The sequence below is a fragment of the Streptococcus sp. HMSC034E12 genome (genome assembly GCF_001835915.1).
Taxonomy (GTDB): domain Bacteria; phylum Bacillota; class Bacilli; order Lactobacillales; family Streptococcaceae; genus Streptococcus; species Streptococcus vaginalis.
This window is the reverse complement of record NZ_KV826452.1, coordinates 1-22652: the sequence shown is the minus strand read 5'-3', so window position 1 is coordinate 22652 and position 22652 is coordinate 1. Positions and strand designations below refer to the sequence as shown.

The window sequence follows — 22652 nt, the reverse complement described above, 5'->3', positions numbered from 1 at the left end:
TCTAAAAATCTATTCCCTCACCTAGTTCTCTCACCTCATCTGGCTCTTCACTAAACACAGTCACATGTCCCATCTTGCGGTTGTGCTTCGCTTCCATTTTACCATACAGGTGGAGGTGGGCGCTAGGATGTTCTGCGACGTACTGCGCAGCTTTTTCCATGTGCTGGCCAAGGATATTGAGCATGACAGCTGGGGCATGAAGGGGCACTTCTGGCAGGGGCTGACCCAAAATACCCAAGATATGAGTATCAAACTGTGAGAAATCACAGGCTTCGATAGAATAATGCCCTGAATTATGCGGGCGCGGTGCGATTTCATTGACCAAAATCTGGTTGCCAGCTACAAACATCTCTATACATAGTGTACCAGAAAGTTGGACTTCTGTGGCAATTTTTCTTGCCATTTGCAGGGCCCTGTCCGCTAAATCTTGGGAAATCCGCGCTGGGACAATCGTTTTAGAAAGGATATTGTTGCGGTGGATATTTTCCTGAACAGGGAAAAGGGTCAAATCCGTGCCATTTCCAGACACAATAACCGATATTTCCATGGTGAAGGGGACAAAATCCTCTAGCACACAAAGAGTCTTGTCTGCTAAATCACGCGCAGTCGCTAAACTCTCCTCGTCTCTAATGACCACCTGACCGTGACCGTCATATCCGCCTGTTGCTGTTTTCAGCACGCGCTTAGTCGAAAAGTCATAGCCTGTAAGATCTGCCGATGAGCGGATAATTCGATAGGGAGCCAAATCCACACCAGTACTTGAGAGAAATTCTTTCTCGTGTACTCGGTTTTGAGAGATACGTAGCAACCTTGTTCCTTGTGGCAAATATGCCAAATCAGCTACCGCATCTAAGCTGTCTGCATCCACATTTTCAAACTCATAAGTCAGGACATCACAGCGCTCAGCCAATTGACGAAGAGCCGCCACATCATCATAAGGCGCAACGATGACTTCACTGACACGAGCAGCTGGACAATTAGCAGCTGGATCTAGCGTAATGACTTTGTGGCCTCGGTAGATTGCAGCAATCGCCATCATTTGTCCTAATTGACCACCACCGATAATTCCAATCGTTTTAGTTGAGTTCATTGCTAGACTCCTCAGCAATTTTTCCTTGTTTTTCTGCAAAGTCAGCCAGTGCTTGGGCAATTGGGGCATCTTCAACAGACAGCAAGCGCAAAGCAAAGAGCGCTGCATTGGTTGCACCTGCTTCGCCGATAGCCATCGTTGCCACAGGCACACCGCCAGGCATTTGCACAATAGAGTAGAGCGAATCCACTCCGCTCAATGCACGAGATTTTATAGGCACACCGATAACCGGCAACGTTGTTTTAGCCGCTACCATACCAGGCAGGTGAGCCGCCCCGCCAGCACCTGCAATGATAACCTTAATACCATGTGCGCGTGCTTCCTCAGCATATCGGAACATAAGGTCTGGTGTTCGGTGGGCAGAGACCACCTTTTTTTCATAAGCAACACCGAAGTCCTCAAGAACTTGGGCTGCTTTTTTCATCGTTTCCCAGTCGGATTTGGAACCCATGATGATAGAAATAATTGGTTGCATAATTTCTCCTTTTTCAAGCCTGCCTTAGACTGTAGAGGCGTCGTGAACTTTCTTGCGTGTGATGCTACGCTTTTCTTCTCATCTTTTCTTAAAAGCCGAGGAAAAGCTAACATCCCATCTAAAAAATCTTCTTAACTAGGTTTGTAGACCTTTGAGCTACCAACTTTCCTAAAAGACCACTGCCCTCTATTTTTCGACTAGAAAAATGACCATCGTAAATCTGGTTGACACCACAAGAGGGACTTCGGGACTGAAGAATAGCCAAGTCAATGTTTTTTTCAGCTAAACTAGACAATGTGTGATCAATTCCTACTTGAAATTCTTTATCATAAAAATTCCCATTGACATCACATGGCCGCCCTTTTAAAATCTCTACTGGCTCTCTTGGAACTGGTAAGCGGCCCGCAACTTCTGGGCACACTACTAAGACATCTTTATCCGCAACAAAGTCAATAACAGCTTGATTATAATTATTGCCTCCATTGTACTTGCAATTTTCTCCAAGCAAACAGGCACTAACTAGTATACATTTTTTATTTTTCAAGAGCCTTGCTCCCAATATCAGTTCTGTAGAACAGTCCAGTCGTGTCTTGTTTGTCGAGTTGGGTGTAAATTTTTTCCTGCGCAGCTGAAACGCTGTCAGATGTGGTGACTAACATATAGACTCGGCCGCCATTGGACAGCAGTGCTTTGCCATTTTCACCAAACTTAGCGCCTGCATAGTAGGTGATGATATCACCGTCGGTCTTTTCTGGCAGAACCACACCTTTTTCGTAGCCAAGTGGATAACCTTCAGAAGCCACCACAACGCCCAATGTCACACCGCTGTCCGCCCAGGTCATATCTGGCTCCTTGCCCTCCAAAATGTCCGCGATGTTTTGCGCAAAATCAGAGGTTAGGCGCGACAGAATGACCTGCGTCTCTGGATCACCAAAGCGAGCATTGAACTCAATGACCTTGGGACCGTCCGCAGTCAGAATCAAACCAGCATAAAGAACACCGATATAAGGTCGCCCTTCTTTAATCATCCCCTCCAGCACTGGTTTGACAATGGTGTCAACTGCAGTTTCAACCACGCTTGCTGGCAAATGTGGTACGGACGCATAAGCACCCATACCGCCTGTATTAGGACCCTTGTCACCGTCATAAGCACGTTTGTGGTCCTGAGCTATTGGCATGATGTAAAACTTATCACTATTAACAAAGGCAAAAAGAGAAAACTCTTCTCCTTCAAGAAATTCTTCAATAACTACGCGCGCACCAGAATCGCCGAATTTATTGTCCAGCAACATTTCGTGCGCTGCTTCAACCGCTTCTTCCACCGTTTCAGCGACTACCACACCTTTCCCCAAGGCTAAGCCGTCCGCCTTCACCACGATTGGAGCGCCCTCTTTTTCGATATAGGCTTTGGCGGCTTCAAAGTCTGAAAAAGTTTCATAGCGTGCTGTCGGCACACCGTATTTTTTCATGATTGACTTGGCAAAGTCCTTTGACCACTCCAGTTCCGCAGCCAATCGAGTCGGTCCAAAAGCCTTGAGACCGGCGGCTTCAAAATCATCAACGATACCTGCAGCTAAAGCGTCATCTGGACCAATGAAAGTCCAAGCAATATCATTTTCTTTGACAAAGTCAATCAGCGCTGCATGCTCAGAAATCCCAATCGGAACCAACTTAAGACCGTCGAAGGTCATCCCGTCATTTCCGGGAGCAACAAAGACCTGCTCCACCTGCGGTGACTCCAACAACTTCTTAGCAATCGCATGCTCGCGACCACCCGAACCAACAACTAAAAGTTTCATGATTGACCTCTTTGCGAATTATTTATAACAATTATACCATAAATGTTCGTTTATACTTTTATTTATCGTAAAATATTTTGATAATAACGAAATCCCATTACCATTTCTAATTTTTCAATTCAGTTTTCAATTTTTTCATCTTTTCCCGAATAATCTAAATGGAACTATCCAAATTATTTATTCAAAGGAGATTTATGAAGAAATACAGTCAATTATTTTTACTATCTAACACTATTTTGGGCGTTTTTTCTGCTCAACTAACTGCTCAAGCCTCGGAAGCAGATAATGCTCAAAAAAGCTCAAATCCAGCAATTCTTGCTAGCAACATTACCGTCAATGTTTCTGGAAATACAGCTTCTATTAACTACACACGCTCACAGACACAAGTTCCTTACACCATTTACCACGCTGTTTGGTCTGATGAAAATGGGCAAGACGATATCAAATGGTATTCTGCGCCTCAGACACCCACTACAGCTATTGATTTGCGTCAGCATACTGGTTATGGAACCTTTCATGTTCACACTTATATCAATATCAATGGAAAAATGGTTGGTTTAAACGGAACGACTTTCAAAGTAGAAAAACCAGCTAGCGGCACGGTTTCTACAACCGTTTTAGGAAAGACTGCTCAAATATCCTTTACTCGAAACAAAGATCAAACAAATGCCAATATTTTACACGCTGTTTGCTCTGACGAAAAAGGACAAGATGACATCAAGTGGTATACGGCAGGGCAAGACACAACAGAAATTGACTTATCCAATCATAAAGGATACGGTGTTTACCATGTTCATACTTATGAAAGTAAAAACGGAAAGATGATTGGATTAAATGACACCACTTTTAACCTTGAAAAACCAAATCCTTCTATCCAGACTAGCTTTCCTGAGCCTGGTATCATGGATATTCAGATCAAAAATGTTCCTAAAACAATCTACAAACTAACTGTTCCGGCTTGGTCTGACCGCAACGGACAGGATGATCTTCAATGGTATGCAGCTACTAAAAATCCTGATGGAAGCTACAATGTTAGAGTTGAGCTAAAAAAACACAACTATGACATAGGAACTTATCATATTCATCTTTACGGAGAAAGCTATGTCAAACCAGAGTTTACTGGCTTAGCTGGAATCACTGCCCAAGTTGATGCTGATAAATTGCCTTCTGAAGAAGAGCAAAAACCATTCTTCTCTGTTGAAAATATCAATCAAGAACAAGGGACTTATACCGTCAAAGTTAGTGAAACTTCAAAGTCCAAGCCGATTCAATCCGTCCGAGTACCTATTTGGAGCACGAGCAATCAAAGCAATATCAAGTGGTATGCAGCCACTAATCACGGTGATGGAACCTTTACGACAAGCTTTGATATTCGCAATCATCAAGTTTTTTCCGGAACATACACCAATCATATTTATGTGAAATATAAAGACGGTAGCGAGCATAGTTATGCAACGGATTCGGTTGCTATGTCCGCAGAAAAAATTAAAACCAAAGTATCTGTCGCTAAACGCTCAACTTATCTTTATGAGGTGACGGTGACAGATGCTTACGGCGATGGCAAGATTAGCCTACCGACTTGGTCTGAAGTCAACGGCCAAGATGATATTCAGTGGTACACCGCTACTAAAGCTGGAAATGGAATTTACAAATTCACAGTTGATACGCAAAAACACACTGGCAGTGGCCTTTTCCATACACATGTTTACCGCAATCTCAACGGTCAAATAATTGGACTAACAGGTACGAGCTATCAAGTAGAGAAGCCTGCTATCTCTTTCCAACCAAATTATGCCGCAGCAACGACTTATCCAAAAGGGCAATGCACTTGGGGCGCCAAAGCTCTTGCACCTTGGGCTGGCAATTACTGGGGCAATGGTGGTGATTGGGCTGCTAGCGCCAGACGAGCTGGTTTTAAAACCGGTACAGCTCCACAAGTAGGGGCTATTATTTGTTGGACAGACGGTGGTTACGGTCACGTTGGAGTTGTTACTCACGTTGCCTCAAACACACGCATTCAGATTCAAGAGGCCAACTACGCTGGAAAACAGTATATTGGCAACTTCCGCGGCTGGTTCAATCCTCATGTAGTTGGACAAGGAGCAGTTAGTTACATTTATCCAAAATAAGTCCCTCTGAACAACTTAAAAAACCTTGGAAAATCAATCCAAGGTTTTTATACTATTCTCAATGTCTAAAATGCCGTACGCCTGTAAACACCATGGCAATGCCGTATTTATCAGCCATATCGATAGATTCTTGGTCACGGACGGACCCACCAGGTTGGATGATTGCTTTCACACCTGCAGCAGCAATTTCTTCAACATTATCCGCAAATGGAAAGAAAGCATCACTAGCAAGAACCGCACCGTCAAGACGGTCTTTGGCTTGGTCAAGAGCGATACGAACAGAAGCTACACGGTTTGTTTGACCAGGACCAACACCCAATGTCATATGGCCATTTGTTACGATGATACCGTTTGATTTCACGTATTTGATAGCTTTCCAAGCAAATTCAAGTGCTGCTTTTTCTTGGTCAGTTGGTTGACGTTTTGTCACAACTTTCCAATCAGCTGGATTTTCTTTGACAACATCTTGGTTTTGAACCAACAGCCCACCAACAACACCCGTGTATTCTTTTTCAACTTGGCTAGCTTCTTGAGCTTCAAATGTCAATTGAAGAATACGCAAATTTTTCTTCTTAGTTGTCAAGATTTCAAGGGCTTCTTCTGAATAACTTGGTGCAATGATGATTTCAAGGAAGATAGCGTGCATTTTCTTAGCTGTTGCGGCGTCAACTTCACGATTCAGCACAACAATACCACCAAAGATTGAAACTGGGTCTGATTCATAAGCGTAGTCCCAAGCTGTTTCAATATCATCAGCTTGTCCGATACCACACGGATTCATGTGTTTAAGGGCAACAACAGTAGGACGGTCTTTGAAATCACGGATAATGCGGATTGCAGCGTCAGCGTCACGGATGTTGTTAAATGACAATTCTTTACCATTCAATTGTTTAGCAGAAGCAATTGAGTAATCTGTTGGCAAAGCTTTTTGGTAGAAATCAGCGTCTTGTTGAGGGTTTTCACCATAGCGCATTGGTTGTTTCAAATCGTAAGTGATTGTGAGTTTTTCAGGTTTTGTTTCACCAACTTGTTTTGTGAAATATTCTGCAATTAAAGCGTCATAAGCTGCTGTATGACGGAAAACTTTTGCTGCCAGGCGCCTACGAGTTTCAAAGTTTGTTTCACCATTAGCTGACAATTCATCCAAAACAACAGCATAATCAGCTGGGTCAACGACAACTGTAACACTAGCATGGTTTTTAGCAGCAGAGCGAAGCATGGAAGGACCACCGATATCAATATTTTCAACCGCATCAGCGTAAGTCACATCTGATTTCAGAATAGTTTCTTTGAATGGGTAAAGGTTAACCACAACAAGGTCAATCAATTCAATGTGGTTATCTTTTGCGGCTTGAAGATGACTGTCAAGATCGCGACGAGCCAAAAGGCCGCCGTGAATATTTGGATGAAGTGTTTTCACACGACCGTCCATCATTTCTGGGAAGCCCGTTACATCATCAATGGCGATAGTATCAACGCCTGCTTTATCAAGCGTAACTTTTGTTCCGCCAGTTGAGATAATATCCCAACCAAGTTTTTTTAATTCTTGAGCAAATTCAACAATGCCCGCTTTGTCTGAAACACTGATTAGTGCACGTTTTGTCATTTCAGTCCTACTTTCTACTTCTTTTTGTAAAATATAAACCACTAAATAGCAATACTGGCAATAAGCCCGATAGAATAAGCCAAGCAAAGGCGTAACGGATTTTCAAGATTACCAAATAAGTACATTTACTATAAAGGCAACGACAATAAAAGTTAATACAAACACCAAAATCTTTTTTATCATCATAATCTCATTATAAGGCAGCATACTAATAGCTAACTACGCTATCAAATACACGGACTACTTTTTCTTAACTCTTAAGCTCTCCAAAACATCTGGATAGAGTTTATACTCTGCTTCATGAATGCGAGCTTCAAAACTGTAAATGGTATCATCAGCCAGACGAGGCACACGAACTTGTTTAATCACTTTTCCCGTGTCAACACCATTGTCAACCCAGTGAATGGTAACACCAGATTGGTCAACACCTGCTTCCCAAGCATCATCAATACCATGAGCCCCTGGAAATTCTGGAAGATAAGCTGGGTGAATATTGATGATACGACCTTCGTAAGCTGCTAGCAAAGTCGGACCAACAATCTTCATATAACCAGCTAGGCAAACCACATCAATATCATATTTTTCAAGCAAAGTAACAATAGCTTCTTCGTAAGCTGCTTTATTATCAAACTCTTTGAGTTCAAAAGCATGAGCTGTCACACCGAGTTTTTCTGCACGTTCTAAGACATATGCATCTCGGTGGTCTGAAAAGACAAATTCAACTGGAAATTGCTCCGCAATGACTTGAAAATTTGACCCATTACCACTCGCAAAAACGGCAATTTTTTTGCTCATTATTTCATCACCACACTTGCATCAGCTTTTTTGACGATACGCCCAAGTTCGTAAACTGGCTCATCAAGTAATTCTTTCACGCGCTCAACCTTATTAGGACTAACTGCCAACATAAGACCAATACCCATGTTGAAGATTTCAAACATTTCTTCGTGTTTGATGCTACCATATTTTTCAAGAGCTTTGAAAATTGGAAGAACCGGAACTTTATCCTCTTCGATTTCAGCAGCTAAATCATCCGCAAACATCCGTGGAACATTTTCAACGAAGCCGCCACCAGTAATGTGAGCAATACCGTTAACCAATTCTTCTTTGATAAGCGGAAGCACCGCTTTGACATAGATACGTGTTGGTTCAAGCAGCACTTCTTTCAATTTTTTGCCTTCAAGTTCTGGAAGCACTTCTTCACCTGTGTAATCAGCAAAGACACGACGGACAAGCGAATAACCGTTTGAGTGAATACCGCTGGAAGCAAGTCCAAGAAGAACATCACCATCAGAAACTTTTGACCCGTCAATGATTTGGTTTTTTTCAGCGACACCAACCGCAAAACCAGCTAAATCATAGTCGTCTTCACCATACATACCAGGCATCTCAGCCGTTTCGCCACCGATAAGAGCTGCACCAGATTGAACACAACCTTCCGCAACACCTGCAACGACTTGTTCAAGCTTTGCAGGTTCATTTTTACCCGTAGCAATGTAATCTAGGAAGTAAAGCGGCTCTGCCCCAGCTGCAATGATGTCATTGACACACATGGCAACACAGTCTTGACCGATTGTATCGTGTTTATCATATTTGATGGCAAGCATGAGTTTTGTTCCCACACCATCAGTTCCTGAAATCAAAACAGGTTCTTTCACGTCGAGCTGAGACAAGTCAAACATCCCACCAAAACCGCCAAGAGCGCCCATGACGCCAAGACGTTCGGTGCGCGCAACGTGTTTTTTGATACGTGCAACAACTTCATAACCCGCTTCAACATCAACACCAGATTGAGCATAAGCATTTTTGTTTTCTGTCATTTTCTTTCCTTTCTTTGGAAATAGCAGAGCTGTCCTCTAACTTGATCTGCTTTTCTAACTCAATTCGAAGTCCATGATGTTGCCAGGCAGAAACACCTAAAATGACAGCTACTAACATTGGTAACCAAGCTTTTGAAAAGCCATGTTGAAACCAATTCCAGATGCCACTACCAAGACCAATAAGCACCAAGACGATTTCAGCGAAGACGAAACGCTTCAGCCTTGAAAGAATTTTTGTCACTACTATTTCTTCACATTTTCAATATAAAAGCTTGTCTTTTCCTCTAAACTTCGAAGGTACTCTTCTTCATAATCATAAAGAGGGGTAGGGTAATTCCCATCAAAGTAAGCAACGCAAAGCCCACCATTTGGTGCATCAGTTTCAAGACCAATTGAGTCAATCAAACCGTCAATTGACAAGTAAGTCAAGCTATCAGCACCAATAATCTCACAAACTTCATCTTTGGTATGATTAGCTGAAATCAATTCACGGCGATTTTGAATATCGATACCGTAGAAACATGGGTATTTCAATTCTGGACTACCGATTGCCACATGAACTTCTGTTGCACCAGCTTCACGAAGCAAACGAACGATACGGCGTGATGTTGTTCCACGTACGATAGAATCATCAATCATAACTACGCGCTTACCTTTAACAACACCAGATACGGCTGAGAGCTTCATGCGAACACCTTGCTCACGCAAATCTTGTGTCGGTTGAATGAAAGTACGTTGTGTGTACTGATTTTTCACCAAGCCCATTTCATTTGGGAGACCTGATTCTTCAGCAAATCCCATTGCTGCTGAAAGTGATGAATTCGGCACCCCAACAACGATATCTGCTTCATGCTGGAATTCCTGTGCCAGACGCTTTCCCATATTTTTACGGGCGGTGTGGACATTAACACCGTAAATATCACTGTCAGGCCGTGCAAAATACACGTATTCCATCGAGCAAATGGCAAGCTGAGTGTCCGTCGTGTAGGTATCGTACCGAATGCCATTGTCATCAATGATAACAAGTTCTCCTGGTTTTACATCACGAACCCATTTAGCACCAACCACTTCAAAGGCACACGTTTCACTTGATACCACCCAAGCACCATTTGCCATTTGCCCAATTGACAAGGGACGAAAACCATTTGGGTCAAGCGCAGCAATCAACTTATCTTCTGTCATCAAAAGGTAAGCAAAGCCACCTTTGACAGTGTTCAATGCCTCCCTTACTTTTCCGAGAAATTCTGGATTATGACTGCGACGAATTAAATGCATTAGAATTTCAGTATCAGACGAAGCATTAAAAATCGCTCCTTGGTCCTCCAGTTCTTTTTTCAGTGACAAAGCATTTGTCAGATTTCCATTATGACAAAGGCCAAACTGTTCATCTGTAAAATTGTAAAGAAATGGCTGAATGTTGTTAATAGAAGCCGAGCCTGCTGTCGCATAGCGAACATGTCCAATTGCAGCATGCCCAGTCAATTTTTCCAAATCGGCAGGATTTTTAAATACTTCTGAAAGTAGACCTGTATTACGGTACTGAAGAAGTTTGCCCTTATCGTTTGTCACGATACCAGCACCTTCCTGACCGCGGTGTTGAAGACTATGGAGTCCAAAATAAGTCACTTGAGCAGCTTGAGGATGTCCCCAAATCCCAAAAACTCCACATTCTTCATTAAGAGATTTCACTTCGTATGTCATTTTTACCTCGATACAAAGGCCATTAAGCATCTAATCAAAATAGAAGAAATCCTGTTTTTCTAAGTTCTTTTTGATACATTGCTTAGCCCGTGTTCAGTACAGCATATCAACTGCTGTGCTTGATTATTCCCCTGTAAAGTATTTCACAGCGCTACGGAACAAGTGTTGGTCTTTATTTCCTGGGATATTTTGGAAAAGACCGTCTTCCCAGCGTTCTGAATGTCCCATTTTACCAATGATTTGACCGTTCTTGCTGGTAATCCCTTCAATCGCATTAATAGAGCCGTTTGGATTGTATTTAGAATCCATGCTTGGTTTGCCATCAAAATCCACGTATTGGCTGAAGATTTGTCCGTTGTCACGGAGTTCTGCAAATTCCTCTTCCGTCACGACAAATTTCCCTTCACCATGTGATACTGGAATAGCATGAATATCACCAACTTTGACACCAAGAAGCCATGGTGAATTGGTATTGGCAATACGTGTCTCAACCATTTTCGCCACATGTTGGTTAGCATCATTGTGGAAAAGTGTCGGGCTTGTTTCAGTCGCATCTTCAAAGTTACCGTATGGAAGCAGTCCTGATTTCACAAGTGCTTGGAATCCATTACAGATGCCGATGATAAGGCCACCTTTTTCAATAAAGCTGTCAATAGCTGCGCGAACTTTTTGGTTCAACAAGATGTTGACAATGAATTTAGCCGAACCGTCTGGTTCATCAGCAGCCGAGAAACCTCCTGTAAAGAAAATAATATTTGCTTTACAGATGTTGTCAACCATTGTGTCAACTGAAGTCTCAATGGCTGCCTCATCAAGTGTTACGAACGGAACCAAATTCACTTTTGCTCCAGCTTGTTCAAAGGCTTTTGCTGAATCATATTCTGAATTTGTACCAGGAAAGACTGGAATGTAAACAAGTGGCTCTGCTACTTTCTTACTTGTTTTAATCACTGCATCTGAAGCAACTGCTGGAACATCTTCAAGTTTAGTACTTTGTTCAAATTCAGTTGGGTAAACATCTTCGAGTTTGCTTTCAAAGGCTGACAAAAGTTTATCGCCCGCAAGGTTGACACCGTTGACAGTAAGTGTAAAGTCAGCTGTAGTTTCACCTATTTTGTTAACTTCAACAATTTCTTCAGTAGATGTAAAGATAAAGCCACCGAGTTGTGCTATCAAACTAGTCTCAAGCTCTGTCAATTCTACTTTAGCACCGATATGGTTACCAAAAGCAGCAAGTGCCAAACTTTCCACCACACCACCGTATTTAACAGCTGAAGCTGATGTGATAGGATGTGCTTTTTGAATCGCTTCAAATTTAGCAAAGTTAGCTTTAATCAAGTCAAAATCAATCTCTTGTGAAATAGCTTGCCCTGGAATGTAGTAAATGTATTCACCAGCTGTTTTAAATTCTGGCGAAAGAACATTACGACTATCAGCTGTTGTCACACCAAAGGCAACCAATGTTGGTGGTACTGTCAATTCTTCAAAGGTACCAGACATTGAATCTTTACCACCGATTGATGGTAAACCAAGTTGGATTTGTGCCTCGATCGAACCAAGCAGAGCAGCTACTGGCTGACCAAAACGATCCGCTTGTTTATCCATGCGTTCAAAGTATTCTTGGTAAGAGAAACGCGCACGAGACCAATCAGCACCTGTTGCTACCAAGCGAGCTGTTGCTTCAATAACAGCGTAAGCTGCACCATGATAAGGTGACCACTCTGCAATATAAGGATTGAATCCCTGTGCCATGACAGAAGCTGTCGTTGTGACACCGTTTTGAACAGGAAGTTTTTGAACTGAACTTTCTGTTGGTGTGATTTGATAACGACCACCAATCGGATGGTTAACCGTTGAACGACCAACAGAACTATCAAAGATAGTTTGCAAACCTTTTTGACTAGCGTGGTTAAGGTCATACAGAACTTTCACTATGTCTGCTTCAAGTGTTACTGCTGATGTTGTACGCACCTCAGGAAGGGCAACATCCTTATCCACAACATTAGCATCAACCACCACGCGCACACCGTTAGTATCAAGGAAGGCACGTTCCAAGTCAACGATGGTTTCACCATTCCAAGTCATGACAAGGTTTGGTTTTTCAGTAACAGTCGCGACAACAACTGCATCAATGTTCTCTTTATGACATGCTGCAATAAAGGCGTCCACATAACTTGGACGAACAACAACAGCCATGCGTTCTTGTGACTCAGAAATGGCAATTTCGGTACCGTTAAGACCTTGGTATTTTAGTGGCACTTTGTCCAAGTCAATTTCAAGACCATCTGCCAATTCACCAATAGCCACACAGACGCCGCCAGCACCAAAGTCATTTGATTTCTTGATGAGACGAGTGACATTGCCATTGCGGAAAAGACGTTGAATCTTCCGTTCTTCAATGGCATTCCCTTTTTGAACTTCTGCGCCAGCTGTTTCAACAGATTCAACGGTTTGAACCTTAGATGATCCTGTGGCTCCACCGACACCGTCACGGCCTGTTTTACCACCGAGAAGAATAACCACATCACCAGCTTCTGGTTTTTCACGCACGACATTTTCTTTTGGTGCTGCACCGACAACAGCACCTAGCTCCATACGCTTAGCAACGAAGCCTGGATGGAAGTACTCTTTGACATAGGTAGTCGCAAGTCCTATTTGATTCCCATATGAAGAATAACCATGTGCCGCTGTCTTAGAAATCACTTGCTGCGGCAATTTGCCGGCACGCGTCTCAGCAATCGGTGTTGTAATATCACCAGCACCTGAAATACGCATTGCTTGATAAACATAAGAACGTCCTGACAATGGGTCGCGGATTGCACCACCGATACACGTTGCGGCACCACCAAATGGTTCAATTTCTGTTGGGTGATTGTGTGTTTCATTCTTGAACATCAAAAGCCATGGTTCTTTAACACCGTTCACATCAACTTCGATTTCAACCGAACAAGCATTGATCTCGTCTGACACTTCCATATCGTCCAAACGACCATTCGTACGTTCATAACGACAAAAGATTGTCGCCATGTCCATCAATGTTTGTGGCTTTTCAGAACGTCCAAGTTCAGCACGCATAGCAATATATTTATCATAAGTTGTCTGTAATTGTTTTTGGAATTTAGACGCTGAGAAATCAATATGTTTAAGCTCAGTTTCGAAAGTTGTGTGGCGGCAATGGTCTGACCAATAAGTATCCAAAACTTTCAATTCTGTTTCCGTTGGCACGCGCCCAATTGATTTGAAGTACTCTTGGATAAAGACAAGGTCATCAACTTCCATCGCCAAACCTTGTTCAGCTTTATAATCAGCAAATTCTGCCACTGTATAAGTCTTGAAGAAATCAAGATTTGGAATCGTTTTGTCCGACTCTGAAAATGCTTGCGATGCAATTCCTGTCGTAATATCTTTAAAACGAGAATCTACTGGATTAAGTAAATAATTTTTTACCGTATCAAGTTCAGCAGTATCAATATCCTTGTTAACAAGATAAAGTTGAGCCGTATTAACTGTTACATCATTACTGCTGCCAAGAAGAAGCAATGCTTCTTGTGATGACGCTGCACGTTGGTCAAATTGACCTGGAAGTGATTCAATAGCAAAGAAAGCATAGTTAGAAAGTTCAGCAACCACATCACTCTCAGCCAAAATATTATCCGTTACTTGTTCAGAAAAAATGTGTTTTTCAGCACGTTCGAAAAGCGAATCTGCTAAATAAAAAACATCGTAAACTTGAATAATGCGTAAATCAGTTAAACTTGTTAATTGAAGATTGTGTTTGAGTTCTTTAACAAGCGCCTGAGCCTTAATGTTAAAATTTGATTTTTTCTCAACGAAAATTCGTTTATTCATTTTTTACCCTTTTTAGAATTCTTCTTTCTACTTAATTAGAAATCACAGTTTTTAGTTAAGCCCTTTGAGTTTTTCAAGGACAACTTCGTAAACATCTGTCAAACTACCTAAATCACGACGGAAAACATCTTTATCCATGTGATGACCTTCAGCATCCCAAAGACGGCAGTTATCTGGTGAAAATTCATCCGCAAGAATAATTTTGCCATCTTTGTCTTTACCAAATTCCAATTTGAAATCAATCAAATTAAGACCAATTTGGCTAAACCAATCTTTCAAAAGGTCATTAATACGACGTGTTTCTGCTTTGATATAAGCAATATCTTCACCACTTGCAATGCCAAGGAATTTTACGTGCTCATCATTGATAAATGGGTCATCCAAATCATCATTTTTGTAGTAAAATTCAACGATTGGAGTATCTAATTTAATTCCTTCCTCTACCCCAAAACGTTTTGAGAATGAGCCTGCAGTGACATTACGCAAAACAACTTCAAGTGGAATGATATCCACCTTTTTATTCAATTGTTCGGTTTCTGACAATTGTTTAACAAAGTGAGTTGTCACACCTGCTTCATTCAATTTCGTAAAAATGAAAGATGAGATTTGATTATTAAGAACGCCTTTACCTTTAATCGTCTCTTTACGAGCACCATTAAGCATGGTCGCTTGGTCTTTGTAATGTGCAATAATAAGATTTTCATCATCTGTCAAAAATAAATCTTTAGCTTTTCCCGAATATAACAAATCACTTGTCATTTCAATATTCGCCTTTCACATTTTTCTGACTTAAGTCTATCATATTCAAAAAGGATTTTCAAGAAAATACCGTACAATATTCGCAAACATCAAAAAAACAGCTGGGGTTTCAGCTGTTTTCTCATATTTTCTTTATTTAGTCAATAAAAAGTTCGTTTTTATGCTTCCTTCAAATTTTTCTGCACACAAGCGATAACATCACTCACATTCTTCAACTCATCTATATCTTCGTCTGAAATTTCAATACCAAATTCATCTTCCACAGTTAGAATAAATTCCATCAAATCAACAGAATCTGCTTGTAAGTCATCTTTCAAACTAAGTGTTTGAGAAACTTGAAATCCCTCACCACGACTTTCCTGAATAATTTCTACGATTCTTTCGTAAATTTCTTGTTCTGTCATTCTGCCCCTCCCGAAAATTCATTTACTGCTTTTCCTACAACATCCGTTTCCAACATTGTACAAATTTGACGAATCGTGCTATAAACTGCTTTTGCATCGCTCGCTCCATGTGTTTTCACAACAGGTGCTTTTACTCCAAATAAAACAGCACCGCCTACATCAGAATAATTTAAACTACTCTTCAAAGACTTTAGACTGTCTTTCAGCAACACTGCACCTAGTTTTGCTTTCCAGCCACCGTTCAAAATGGATTTCTTGAGCTGACTCATAATTCCCATGGCTGTTCCCTCCATGGATTTTAACACAGCATTACCTGTAAATCCGTCCGCTACCACAACGTCTGCTACATGATCCATTAAATCACGCGCTTCCACATTTCCAATGAAATTTAGCGAGGAGTCCGCTACTAACAAATCATACACTTCCTTACGAAGCGAATCACCCTTGCTCGCTTCCGTCCCATTGTTTAAAAGCCCTACGCGTGGTTGTTTGATTCCACGGACATTTTCAGCATAAAATGACCCTAAAATAGCATACTGATGTAAATGATGAGCTGTATTTTCCGCATTAGCCCCCAAATCCAACATATCAAAGCCTTTGCCATCTGTCGTTGGTAATGTGGACATCAAACCTGGACGATCAATATTCTTGATACGTCCGACGATGAAGAATCCCGCAGCCAAAAGCGCTCCCGTATTTCCAGCAGAAAGTACCGCATCTGCTTCTCCGTCCTTTACTGCCTTTGCTGCCAGCACCATACTAGCATTTTTCTTCTTGCGAATTGCTTTAGTTGGCTCATCATCTGAATTGATTTTTTCATCTGTATGAACAATACGAACCCGCTCAGCTACTGTTAAATACTGCTTGATTTTTGCTTCATCTCCATAAAGAATGACTTCAATATCCGAAAAATCGTTCAGTGCTTGATTGACTCCCTCTACAATAGATTGTGGAGCATAATCGCCACCCATGGCATCAATCGCTATTTTTTTCATTTCGACTCCTTATTCTTTAAAATTTCTCCCCAGTCTCCCAGAGAATCAATAAATTTTTTTGGCTTTAGATGAATCCCAACATATTCTTCATAAATTTGATCAATCACTTTTCGTAATTGTCGTTTTAACTCAGGATTCAAAGAAATGGTCTCCAATTCACTATATTGAATCGCTTGAAATTGGTCTAATAAGTAAGGAATGTTGGGATCCAAATGACTCCGTCTCTCGTCTTTGTTGTAATGTTCCGAGCATAAAACGCCGTTATAAGTAAAAGAAAAATCAAACGGCAATCCTACTCGGTGGCAAAAGCAGCATTCATGGAAATTCAAATAAATTCCAAAACGTGACAAAATTTGAATTTCAAAAATATTGGTCAGCACCTCATAATCCAAGCCCTGCTCCATCAATTCCAACGTTTTTTGCAAAAAAGCAAAGAGAGCCGAATCTATTTTATTATCCTGAATACTGGCGTCTGCCAGAGCTACCACATAAGTTGCATAAGCCATTGTAAACAAATCATGATTGATATGCTGGAAAGTCGTAACCTCTTGATAATCATCGATATAACTCAAACCGTCATCATTTATTTTCATCAAAAAATCGGCCACTACCAATGGTTGGACAACCGGATTCAACTTAGAATTTCTAGCATGTTTCACGAAAAACATTCGCTTACCAGCTTGCTCTGTGAAAATTTTGACCAGTTTATCATTTTCTCGGAAATTACGATTATAGAGAACCAAACCTTTACTTGTGATGGATTTCAGCATACTCCTCCATATATTCCTCAAGCCGCTTCATAGCTTTTTTTATCGTATCCATGCTGGCCGCATAAGAAAGACGTACATAACCTTCCCCATACTGACCAAAAGCAGCACCAGGAATGAAAGCAACTGCTTTTTTTTGTGCAAAATCCTTCAAAAAAGCAAAAGAATCTTGATTATAGCCAGCTGGAATTTTGGCAAAAATGTAAAATGCACCATCTGGCTTGATAATCTTAAAGCCCAATTCTGTCATTTTTTCGATAATGTAATCGCGACGCTCAATATATTCCCTTTTCATTGGCTCTGCATCGTCTTTACCCGCTGTCAATGCCTCCACTCCTGCAAATTGAGCCATCGTGTTTGCGGCTGTCACCAAATATTGGTGACTTTTAATCAATTGAGCCGTAAAAGCAGCTGGGGCAAAGGTGAAACCTAGACGCCAGCCTGTCATCGCATGCGATTTAGACAAACCATTAATCACAATCGTTTGCTCTGGTAAAAATTCTGCAATAGATACATGTGGTTGCTCGGTATAAGTCAGCTCAGAGTACACTTCATCGCAAACAACAAAGACGTCATACTTTTTCAATACATCGGCTAACGCAGCCATTTGTTCTCGTGAATAAGTTACTCCTGTCGGATTAGCTGGATAATTCAAAATCACCGCTTTAAGCTGATTACCTTGCTTCAAGATAGCCTTTTCCAGCATTTCAGGTGTTAAAACAAAGTCATTTTCTGTGGTATCAATCTCGACAATTTCTGCTCCCACAAGATTCACAATTGGTTCATATCCTGGATAAGCAGGTGCAGGCAAAAGTACCTTGTCTCCTTCTTCTAAGATAGCTGTCAACGTAGCAGATAAAGCTTCGGTTGCCCCAATTGTCACTAAAATTTCTGTTTCAGGATCATAAGAAAGATTGTATTTTTCGTTTACAAATTGACTGGCTGCCTGACGCAATTCTAACAACCCACTCATGCCCGTATAATGACTCTCGTTTGCATCAATTGCCGCTTTCGCAGCTTCTTTTACATGATCTGGAGTTGTAAAATCAGGCTCTCCCAATGTCAAACGAAGAACTCCAGAAATGCTCGAAATAGATTGATCAAATTGCCGAATCAAAGAAACTTCAATTTTATCTAAATTTTTGTTAAAACGTTTCGTCAAATCCATATTTTACCTCCAAAATCTGATAGAACTATTATACTATAAAACCTAAGTCATAGCAAAAATATCATAATATTGAGAAAATTCATCACTTATCATCTGATTGAAGCAAAAGAATCACTCCAGCTATTAGAGTGATTCCTATCTAGATGTTCTTACATTAAAGAGCCGTTAAAGTTTCAAATAATGGCGAAAGAGGACGTTTTTCATGGATACGTACAATCGCCTCTGCCAAAAGATGAGCAATTGAAATTTGTTCAATTTTATCAATTAAACGTTCTTCCGACAAATAAATTGTATCTAACACGACCAATTTTTTAATCGCTGATTTTTGAATATTATCCATAGCAGGGCCCGAAAGTACTGGATGAGTACAGCTTGCATAAACTTCTACCGCACCTGCATCAGCAAGTGCATCAGCAGCATGGCAAATTGTCCCAGCTGTATCAATCATATCGTCAATTAAAATACAAGTTTTGCCTTCTACTTTACCGATGATATTCATCACTTCACTCGTATTCATCTTATCTACACTACGACGCTTATCAATAATAGCAATCGGTGTTTTCAAAAATTCAGCTAATTTACGAGCGCGCGTCACACCACCGTGGTCAGGGCTAACAACTACATAATCGCTACCTGTCATCCCACGACGTTCAAAATAATCCGCAATGAGAGGAGCCCCCATAAGATGATCTACTGGAATATCAAAAAATCCTTGAATTTGAGCCGCATGTAAATCAATTGTCAGCAAACGATCAACACCAGCCACTTGCAACATATTTGCAACTAATTTTGAAGTAATTGGCTCACGAGCACGTGCCTTTCGGTCTTGACGAGCATAGCCATAATAAGGCATTACAACATTGATTGATTCAGCACTTGCACGCTTTAAAGCATCCACCATGATTAAAATTTCCATCAAATTATCATTGACGGGCGAGCTCGTTGACTGCAAGATAAAAACATGTTTTCCGCGGATAGATTCTTCGATATTTACTTGAATCTCCCCATCAGAAAATTGACGCACAGTTGACTTTCCAAGCTCCATACCAATCTCTTGAGCAACACGTTTAGCCAGTTCCTGGTTAGATGAAAGAGCAAAAAGCTTTAAATCAGAAAACGACATGATTTCCTCCAGTATATATTCGTTTCTTTGTAAATCAGTTACAAATTTCTCCACTTAACATTGTAACCCTTTTTAGTGAATTTTTCAATTAAAAATAAAAAACGCAAGATGCGCTTTTTATTTTTATATTCATTAATTTGGATAGATGTAAGTAAATGAACCTTGTCCTGCAACAGCTGGATTGAACCAACCACGATAATTTCCAATAGCTTGATTACCTGCATAATTTGCTTCAGATACTTGAATACTTGTAGCTGATTGAACAGCTGTTACAACAGCAACGTGTCCATAACCACCATCGTTCCATGAAATGATCGCACCTACTTGAGGTGTTGAACCTGTACGGAAACCAGCTGCAGCCGCACTTGCTGCCCATTGAGCCCCATTGCCCCAATAATCACCAGCCCACGGAGCTAATGTTTTTGCTCCCCATGTACATTGACCAACTGGATAAGTTGAAGCAGATGAACTATATGTAGGACGGCTCACAGTTCTAGTAGTAGTTGTTGCTGCTACACCACTATTGTTGTTTACAGCTTGTACTTGTGCTGCCAAACTTGTATTAGCAGAAGAAGCTACAGCTTGTTCTTGCGCCACTTGTTGTGCTTTATAAGCTGCTTCTTGTGCTGCTGCCTCTTCAGCTGCCTTTTGTGCCGCTGCTTTTTGTGCCAACAATGAGTTCTTTTCACCTTCAGCAGTTGCTTTTTCCGCAGCAAGATTCAACTGCGCTGCTTTTAGTTCAGCTTGCTTAGTAGACAATGTTTTTGCATCATTTGCAAGTGTTTGTTGATTTGCGATAACAGTATTTATCGCTTCATTATTTGCTACTTGTTTTTCAGAAATAGCTTTTTTATCTTGCTTTTGTTGTTCCAACATTTTATTGTTTGCTGAAACAATTTCACTCATCGCAGAAACACGTGAAATAGCTTCTGTAATCGATTTTGAATTTACAATTGTATTGATATAGCTTGTAGCTGTACCGCTCGTTTGAGCACTACGTGCTTGATTAGCCAATGATTCATTACGCGCTACAATATTCTTAGACAACGTTTCGATTTCAGCCGATAATTTTGTTGATTCAGCTTGAAGTTTTTCGTTTTCAGCTTTCAATTTTTCTTGTTGAGATTGAATAGATGAAACTTGAGCTTGAATTTGATCTACTTGAGCTTGAGCTGATTTTTGTTGATCATTCAAACTATTAATTTTACTATCTTGTGCAGCAATCTTGTCATCAGTAGAATCTGCATGTACATTTACAAGAGATACTCCCTGTGCAAGAACCATTGTACTTAATAAAATTGATGTAAGTAATTTTTTCTTCATAAACGATTATACTCCTATTCAATAAGACAATTATAAGTATAACAAAAAAAGGCGCTGAGTATGTTACGCCTTTATTACATTTCTATTGCCAATTCATCATAAAATCTTATCATAAATATATCTTCTCCAAAATTGGTTGAAGCAACAAAAAGAATAGTAAATTTGAGACCATTGTCGGAGCAATTGTATAAACGACAAAATCTGCAAAAGACATTTGAACTAGATGGGTAACATTTGCCAAAGCGAATGTAGCCACCTCAAAGAAAAATACTAAAATGGCAACTGTAAAAAAACGACTAACTCGATTAGACATCAAAACAGAATTATATTTACTAATAACAATCCCCGCTAAAGGCAACAATAGTGTCGAAATGCCGATAACATGAAAATAATACGCATCATACAATAAACCAATTAACAGCAACATGGTAAAATTAGTATTTTCTGAAAGATTTATCGAAATATACAAAATAAAGATAAGCAAAAGATGACTTAGTAAGTGGATATTATTTGGAAATAAATTAGTCAAAAGATTTGAAAGATGGCCATCTACTAACATCACAACAAATAAAACCAAAAAGGGTAAAATGTAGCTTTTAAAAAATTTCATATCAATTTCCTACTAATGTCACCACACGAATATCTGATAAATCCGTACTTGGTTTTACAAAGACTTCTTTTGTTAAATGGTCCGATTTTTCAGTAACAGAAAGGACTGTTCCAACCGGAATATTAGGAATGTTGTACGTTCCTAAACCACTGGTCACAACTTTCTCACCTTTTTTAATGGCATCCGAACTATTTAACTGACTGATAATAAAAGCAGATTTTTCTTTACTGTAGCCAACAATCACACCATAAATTGTACTTGTCTCCGTTTGAATTCTTACTGAAATATTATCAACATTTTTATTATTTGTTAAAAGATTTACTTGGCTAGAATGAGAAGCGACATCTTTCACACTACCAATCAAGCCACCGTTTGCCACCGCTAGCATTGTATTTTGAATTCCATTTTGACGACCAGCATTGACAGTTAATTCAGATAACCAAGAAACCGGCATACGCATAATAACATCAGATGAAACCGTTTTTTTTGACTCATAAAGATTTTTCATTTCTAATAGCTGTCTTAATTGAGCATTTTCATCTTTTAATGAAGCTGAATCAGCAGATTGTTCTTCTGCTTTAAATAAAGCTTTTTTTAATTGCTTGTTTTCTTTATATGTCCGTGATAAATCAGTCAAATCTGATTTAACATCCACCAAAAAATTAAATGGTTTTGAAATAATATTATCCAAAATAGAAACAACATTAGAAGTTGCATTCACCACACCTAAAGAACGAGTAGTAACCAAAAGTACAGAAGTTATTATTATCAAAACAGCAGTCATAATAAGAAATTTGGATTTTTTCATATGATTCACTCTACTCCAAAATAGATACAATATCTATCACACAAGATTCACAGATAACAGAAAAGGAGATAGCTATCGCTACACTCCTTACATACGGAGAATGGGGGATTCGAACCCCCGCGCCAGTTACCCGACCTAACGATTTAGCAAACCGTCCTCTTCAGCCTCTTGAGTAATTCTCCAAAAATTATTATGGGCACGAGTGGACTCGAACCACCGACCTCAC

20 protein-coding genes and 1 tRNA gene are annotated in these 22652 nt (G+C 40.3%); 1 reads left to right on the top strand and 20 read right to left on the bottom strand.

All coding sequences use genetic code 11. The features are described from left to right. Position 1: 1 nt before the first annotated feature. From purK to purD, 4 genes are all read right to left on the bottom strand, one after another. Positions 2 to 1090: a 5-(carboxyamino)imidazole ribonucleotide synthase gene (gene purK / locus HMPREF2574_RS07125; protein ID WP_024052896.1), complete on the bottom strand. Its 1089-nt coding sequence runs from the start codon at positions 1088 to 1090 to the stop codon at positions 2 to 4. Next, positions 1077 to 1565, bottom strand: a complete 489-nt coding sequence (gene purE, locus HMPREF2574_RS07120) for a 5-(carboxyamino)imidazole ribonucleotide mutase (RefSeq protein WP_003037056.1) — start codon at positions 1563 to 1565, stop codon at positions 1077 to 1079. The genes purK and purE overlap by 14 nt, the downstream gene beginning before the upstream one ends. A 118-nt stretch (positions 1566 to 1683) precedes the next feature. Next, entirely contained in the window at positions 1684 to 2109 is a 426-nt protein-coding gene (locus HMPREF2574_RS07115) for a 2-thiouracil desulfurase family protein (protein ID WP_070812374.1), read from the bottom strand. Continuing rightward, positions 2099 to 3364, bottom strand: a complete 1266-nt coding sequence (gene purD / locus HMPREF2574_RS07110) for a phosphoribosylamine--glycine ligase (protein WP_070812373.1) — start codon at positions 3362 to 3364, stop codon at positions 2099 to 2101. The genes HMPREF2574_RS07115 and purD overlap by 11 nt, the downstream gene beginning before the upstream one ends. Positions 3365 to 3558: 194 nt before the next feature. Here purD and HMPREF2574_RS07105 point away from each other — a divergent pair, with 194 nt between their 5' ends. Then, positions 3559 to 5493, top strand: a complete 1935-nt coding sequence (locus HMPREF2574_RS07105; RefSeq protein ID WP_070812372.1) for a GBS Bsp-like repeat-containing protein — start codon at positions 3559 to 3561, stop codon at positions 5491 to 5493. Between the two features lie 58 nt (positions 5494 to 5551). Here the strand turns inward: HMPREF2574_RS07105 and purH are convergent, their stop codons facing one another. The 16 genes from purH to HMPREF2574_RS07025 form a co-directional block, all read right to left on the bottom strand. Beyond that, positions 5552 to 7099 carry a bifunctional phosphoribosylaminoimidazolecarboxamide formyltransferase/IMP cyclohydrolase gene (purH, locus tag HMPREF2574_RS07100; protein ID WP_024052900.1) on the bottom strand — a complete coding sequence of 516 codons (1548 nt, stop codon included), beginning with the start codon at positions 7097 to 7099 and terminating at the stop codon, positions 5552 to 5554. A 240-nt stretch (positions 7100 to 7339) separates the two neighbouring features. Continuing rightward, entirely contained in the window at positions 7340 to 7894 is a 555-nt protein-coding gene (purN, locus tag HMPREF2574_RS07095; protein WP_070812371.1) for a phosphoribosylglycinamide formyltransferase, read from the bottom strand. Next, positions 7894 to 8919: a phosphoribosylformylglycinamidine cyclo-ligase gene (gene purM / locus HMPREF2574_RS07090; RefSeq protein ID WP_070812370.1), complete on the bottom strand. Its 1026-nt coding sequence runs from the start codon at positions 8917 to 8919 to the stop codon at positions 7894 to 7896. The genes purN and purM overlap by 1 nt, the downstream gene beginning before the upstream one ends. Beyond that, positions 8879 to 9160 (bottom strand): hypothetical protein, encoded by a 282-nt coding sequence (locus HMPREF2574_RS07085; RefSeq protein ID WP_024052903.1) that lies wholly within the window; start codon positions 9158 to 9160, stop codon positions 8879 to 8881. The genes purM and HMPREF2574_RS07085 overlap by 41 nt, the downstream gene beginning before the upstream one ends. A 2-nt stretch (positions 9161 to 9162) precedes the next feature. Next, positions 9163 to 10620 (bottom strand): amidophosphoribosyltransferase, encoded by a 1458-nt coding sequence (gene purF, locus HMPREF2574_RS07080; protein WP_024052904.1) that lies wholly within the window; start codon positions 10618 to 10620, stop codon positions 9163 to 9165. Between the two features lie 123 nt (positions 10621 to 10743). Then, positions 10744 to 14469 (bottom strand): phosphoribosylformylglycinamidine synthase, encoded by a 3726-nt coding sequence (locus tag HMPREF2574_RS07075; protein WP_070812369.1) that lies wholly within the window; start codon positions 14467 to 14469, stop codon positions 10744 to 10746. A 51-nt stretch (positions 14470 to 14520) separates the two neighbouring features. Beyond that, entirely contained in the window at positions 14521 to 15228 is a 708-nt protein-coding gene (gene purC, locus HMPREF2574_RS07070) for a phosphoribosylaminoimidazolesuccinocarboxamide synthase (RefSeq protein WP_024052906.1), read from the bottom strand. A gap of 158 nt (positions 15229 to 15386) precedes the next feature. Beyond that, positions 15387 to 15632: an acyl carrier protein gene (locus HMPREF2574_RS07065; protein WP_024052907.1), complete on the bottom strand. Its 246-nt coding sequence runs from the start codon at positions 15630 to 15632 to the stop codon at positions 15387 to 15389. Then, entirely contained in the window at positions 15629 to 16627 is a 999-nt protein-coding gene (plsX, locus tag HMPREF2574_RS07060; RefSeq protein ID WP_070241458.1) for a phosphate acyltransferase PlsX, read from the bottom strand. The genes HMPREF2574_RS07065 and plsX overlap by 4 nt, the downstream gene beginning before the upstream one ends. Beyond that, positions 16624 to 17397, bottom strand: a complete 774-nt coding sequence (recO, locus tag HMPREF2574_RS07055) for a DNA repair protein RecO (protein ID WP_024052909.1) — start codon at positions 17395 to 17397, stop codon at positions 16624 to 16626. The genes plsX and recO overlap by 4 nt, the downstream gene beginning before the upstream one ends. Beyond that, complete coding sequence (locus HMPREF2574_RS07050) at positions 17375 to 18562, bottom strand: pyridoxal phosphate-dependent aminotransferase (RefSeq protein ID WP_070812368.1); 1188 nt, start codon at positions 18560 to 18562, stop codon at positions 17375 to 17377. Before HMPREF2574_RS07050 ends, recO begins: the two co-directional genes overlap by 23 nt. 154 nt (positions 18563 to 18716) lie before the next feature. Continuing rightward, positions 18717 to 19685, bottom strand: a complete 969-nt coding sequence (locus tag HMPREF2574_RS07045) for a ribose-phosphate diphosphokinase (protein ID WP_070812367.1) — start codon at positions 19683 to 19685, stop codon at positions 18717 to 18719. Between the two features lie 132 nt (positions 19686 to 19817). Next, positions 19818 to 21008, bottom strand: coding sequence for a peptidoglycan hydrolase PcsB (gene pcsB, locus HMPREF2574_RS07040; protein ID WP_024052912.1), 1191 nt, complete (start codon positions 21006 to 21008; stop codon positions 19818 to 19820). A 109-nt stretch (positions 21009 to 21117) separates the two neighbouring features. After that, positions 21118 to 21618, bottom strand: coding sequence for a rod shape-determining protein MreD (gene mreD / locus HMPREF2574_RS07035; RefSeq protein ID WP_024052913.1), 501 nt, complete (start codon positions 21616 to 21618; stop codon positions 21118 to 21120). A gap of 1 nt (position 21619) precedes the next feature. Then, a complete protein-coding gene (mreC, locus tag HMPREF2574_RS07030; protein WP_024052914.1) occupies positions 21620 to 22426 on the bottom strand; it encodes a rod shape-determining protein MreC in 807 nt (268 codons plus the stop codon). Positions 22427 to 22520: 94 nt separating this feature from the next. Then, a tRNA-Ser gene (locus HMPREF2574_RS07025) sits at positions 22521 to 22608 on the bottom strand. Positions 22609 to 22652: the final 44 nt, after the last annotated feature.

Bases quoted from the DNA above. Each gene is read 5' to 3' on its own strand.
- recO (WP_024052909.1), bottom strand. From the start codon at position 17,397: ATGCTGAAATCCATCACAAGTAAAGGTTTGGTTCTCTATAATCGTAAT.
- purC (WP_024052906.1), bottom strand. From the start codon at position 15,228: ATGACAAGTGATTTGTTATATTCGGGAAAAGCTAAAGATTTATTTTTG.
- HMPREF2574_RS07045 (WP_070812367.1), bottom strand. From the start codon at position 19,685: ATGTCGTTTTCTGATTTAAAGCTTTTTGCTCTTTCATCTAACCAGGAA.
- purF (WP_024052904.1), bottom strand. From the start codon at position 10,620: ATGACATACGAAGTGAAATCTCTTAATGAAGAATGTGGAGTTTTTGGG.
- purM (WP_070812370.1), bottom strand. From the start codon at position 8,919: ATGACAGAAAACAAAAATGCTTATGCTCAATCTGGTGTTGATGTTGAA.
- HMPREF2574_RS07065 (WP_024052907.1), bottom strand. From the start codon at position 15,632: ATGACAGAACAAGAAATTTACGAAAGAATCGTAGAAATTATTCAGGAA.
- purN (WP_070812371.1), bottom strand. From the start codon at position 7,894: ATGAGCAAAAAAATTGCCGTTTTTGCGAGTGGTAATGGGTCAAATTTT.
- HMPREF2574_RS07050 (WP_070812368.1), bottom strand. From the start codon at position 18,562: ATGGATTTGACGAAACGTTTTAACAAAAATTTAGATAAAATTGAAGTT.
- mreC (WP_024052914.1), bottom strand. From the start codon at position 22,426: ATGAAAAAATCCAAATTTCTTATTATGACTGCTGTTTTGATAATAATA.
- HMPREF2574_RS07075 (WP_070812369.1), bottom strand. From the start codon at position 14,469: ATGAATAAACGAATTTTCGTTGAGAAAAAATCAAATTTTAACATTAAG.
- mreD (WP_024052913.1), bottom strand. From the start codon at position 21,618: ATGAAATTTTTTAAAAGCTACATTTTACCCTTTTTGGTTTTATTTGTT.
- HMPREF2574_RS07105 (WP_070812372.1), top strand. From the start codon at position 3,559: ATGAAGAAATACAGTCAATTATTTTTACTATCTAACACTATTTTGGGC.
- purK (WP_024052896.1), bottom strand. From the start codon at position 1,090: ATGAACTCAACTAAAACGATTGGAATTATCGGTGGTGGTCAATTAGGA.
- purH (WP_024052900.1), bottom strand. From the start codon at position 7,099: ATGACAAAACGTGCACTAATCAGTGTTTCAGACAAAGCGGGCATTGTT.
- purE (WP_003037056.1), bottom strand. From the start codon at position 1,565: ATGCAACCAATTATTTCTATCATCATGGGTTCCAAATCCGACTGGGAA.
- plsX (WP_070241458.1), bottom strand. From the start codon at position 16,627: ATGAAAAAAATAGCGATTGATGCCATGGGTGGCGATTATGCTCCACAA.
- pcsB (WP_024052912.1), bottom strand. From the start codon at position 21,008: ATGAAGAAAAAATTACTTACATCAATTTTATTAAGTACAATGGTTCTT.
- purD (WP_070812373.1), bottom strand. From the start codon at position 3,364: ATGAAACTTTTAGTTGTTGGTTCGGGTGGTCGCGAGCATGCGATTGCT.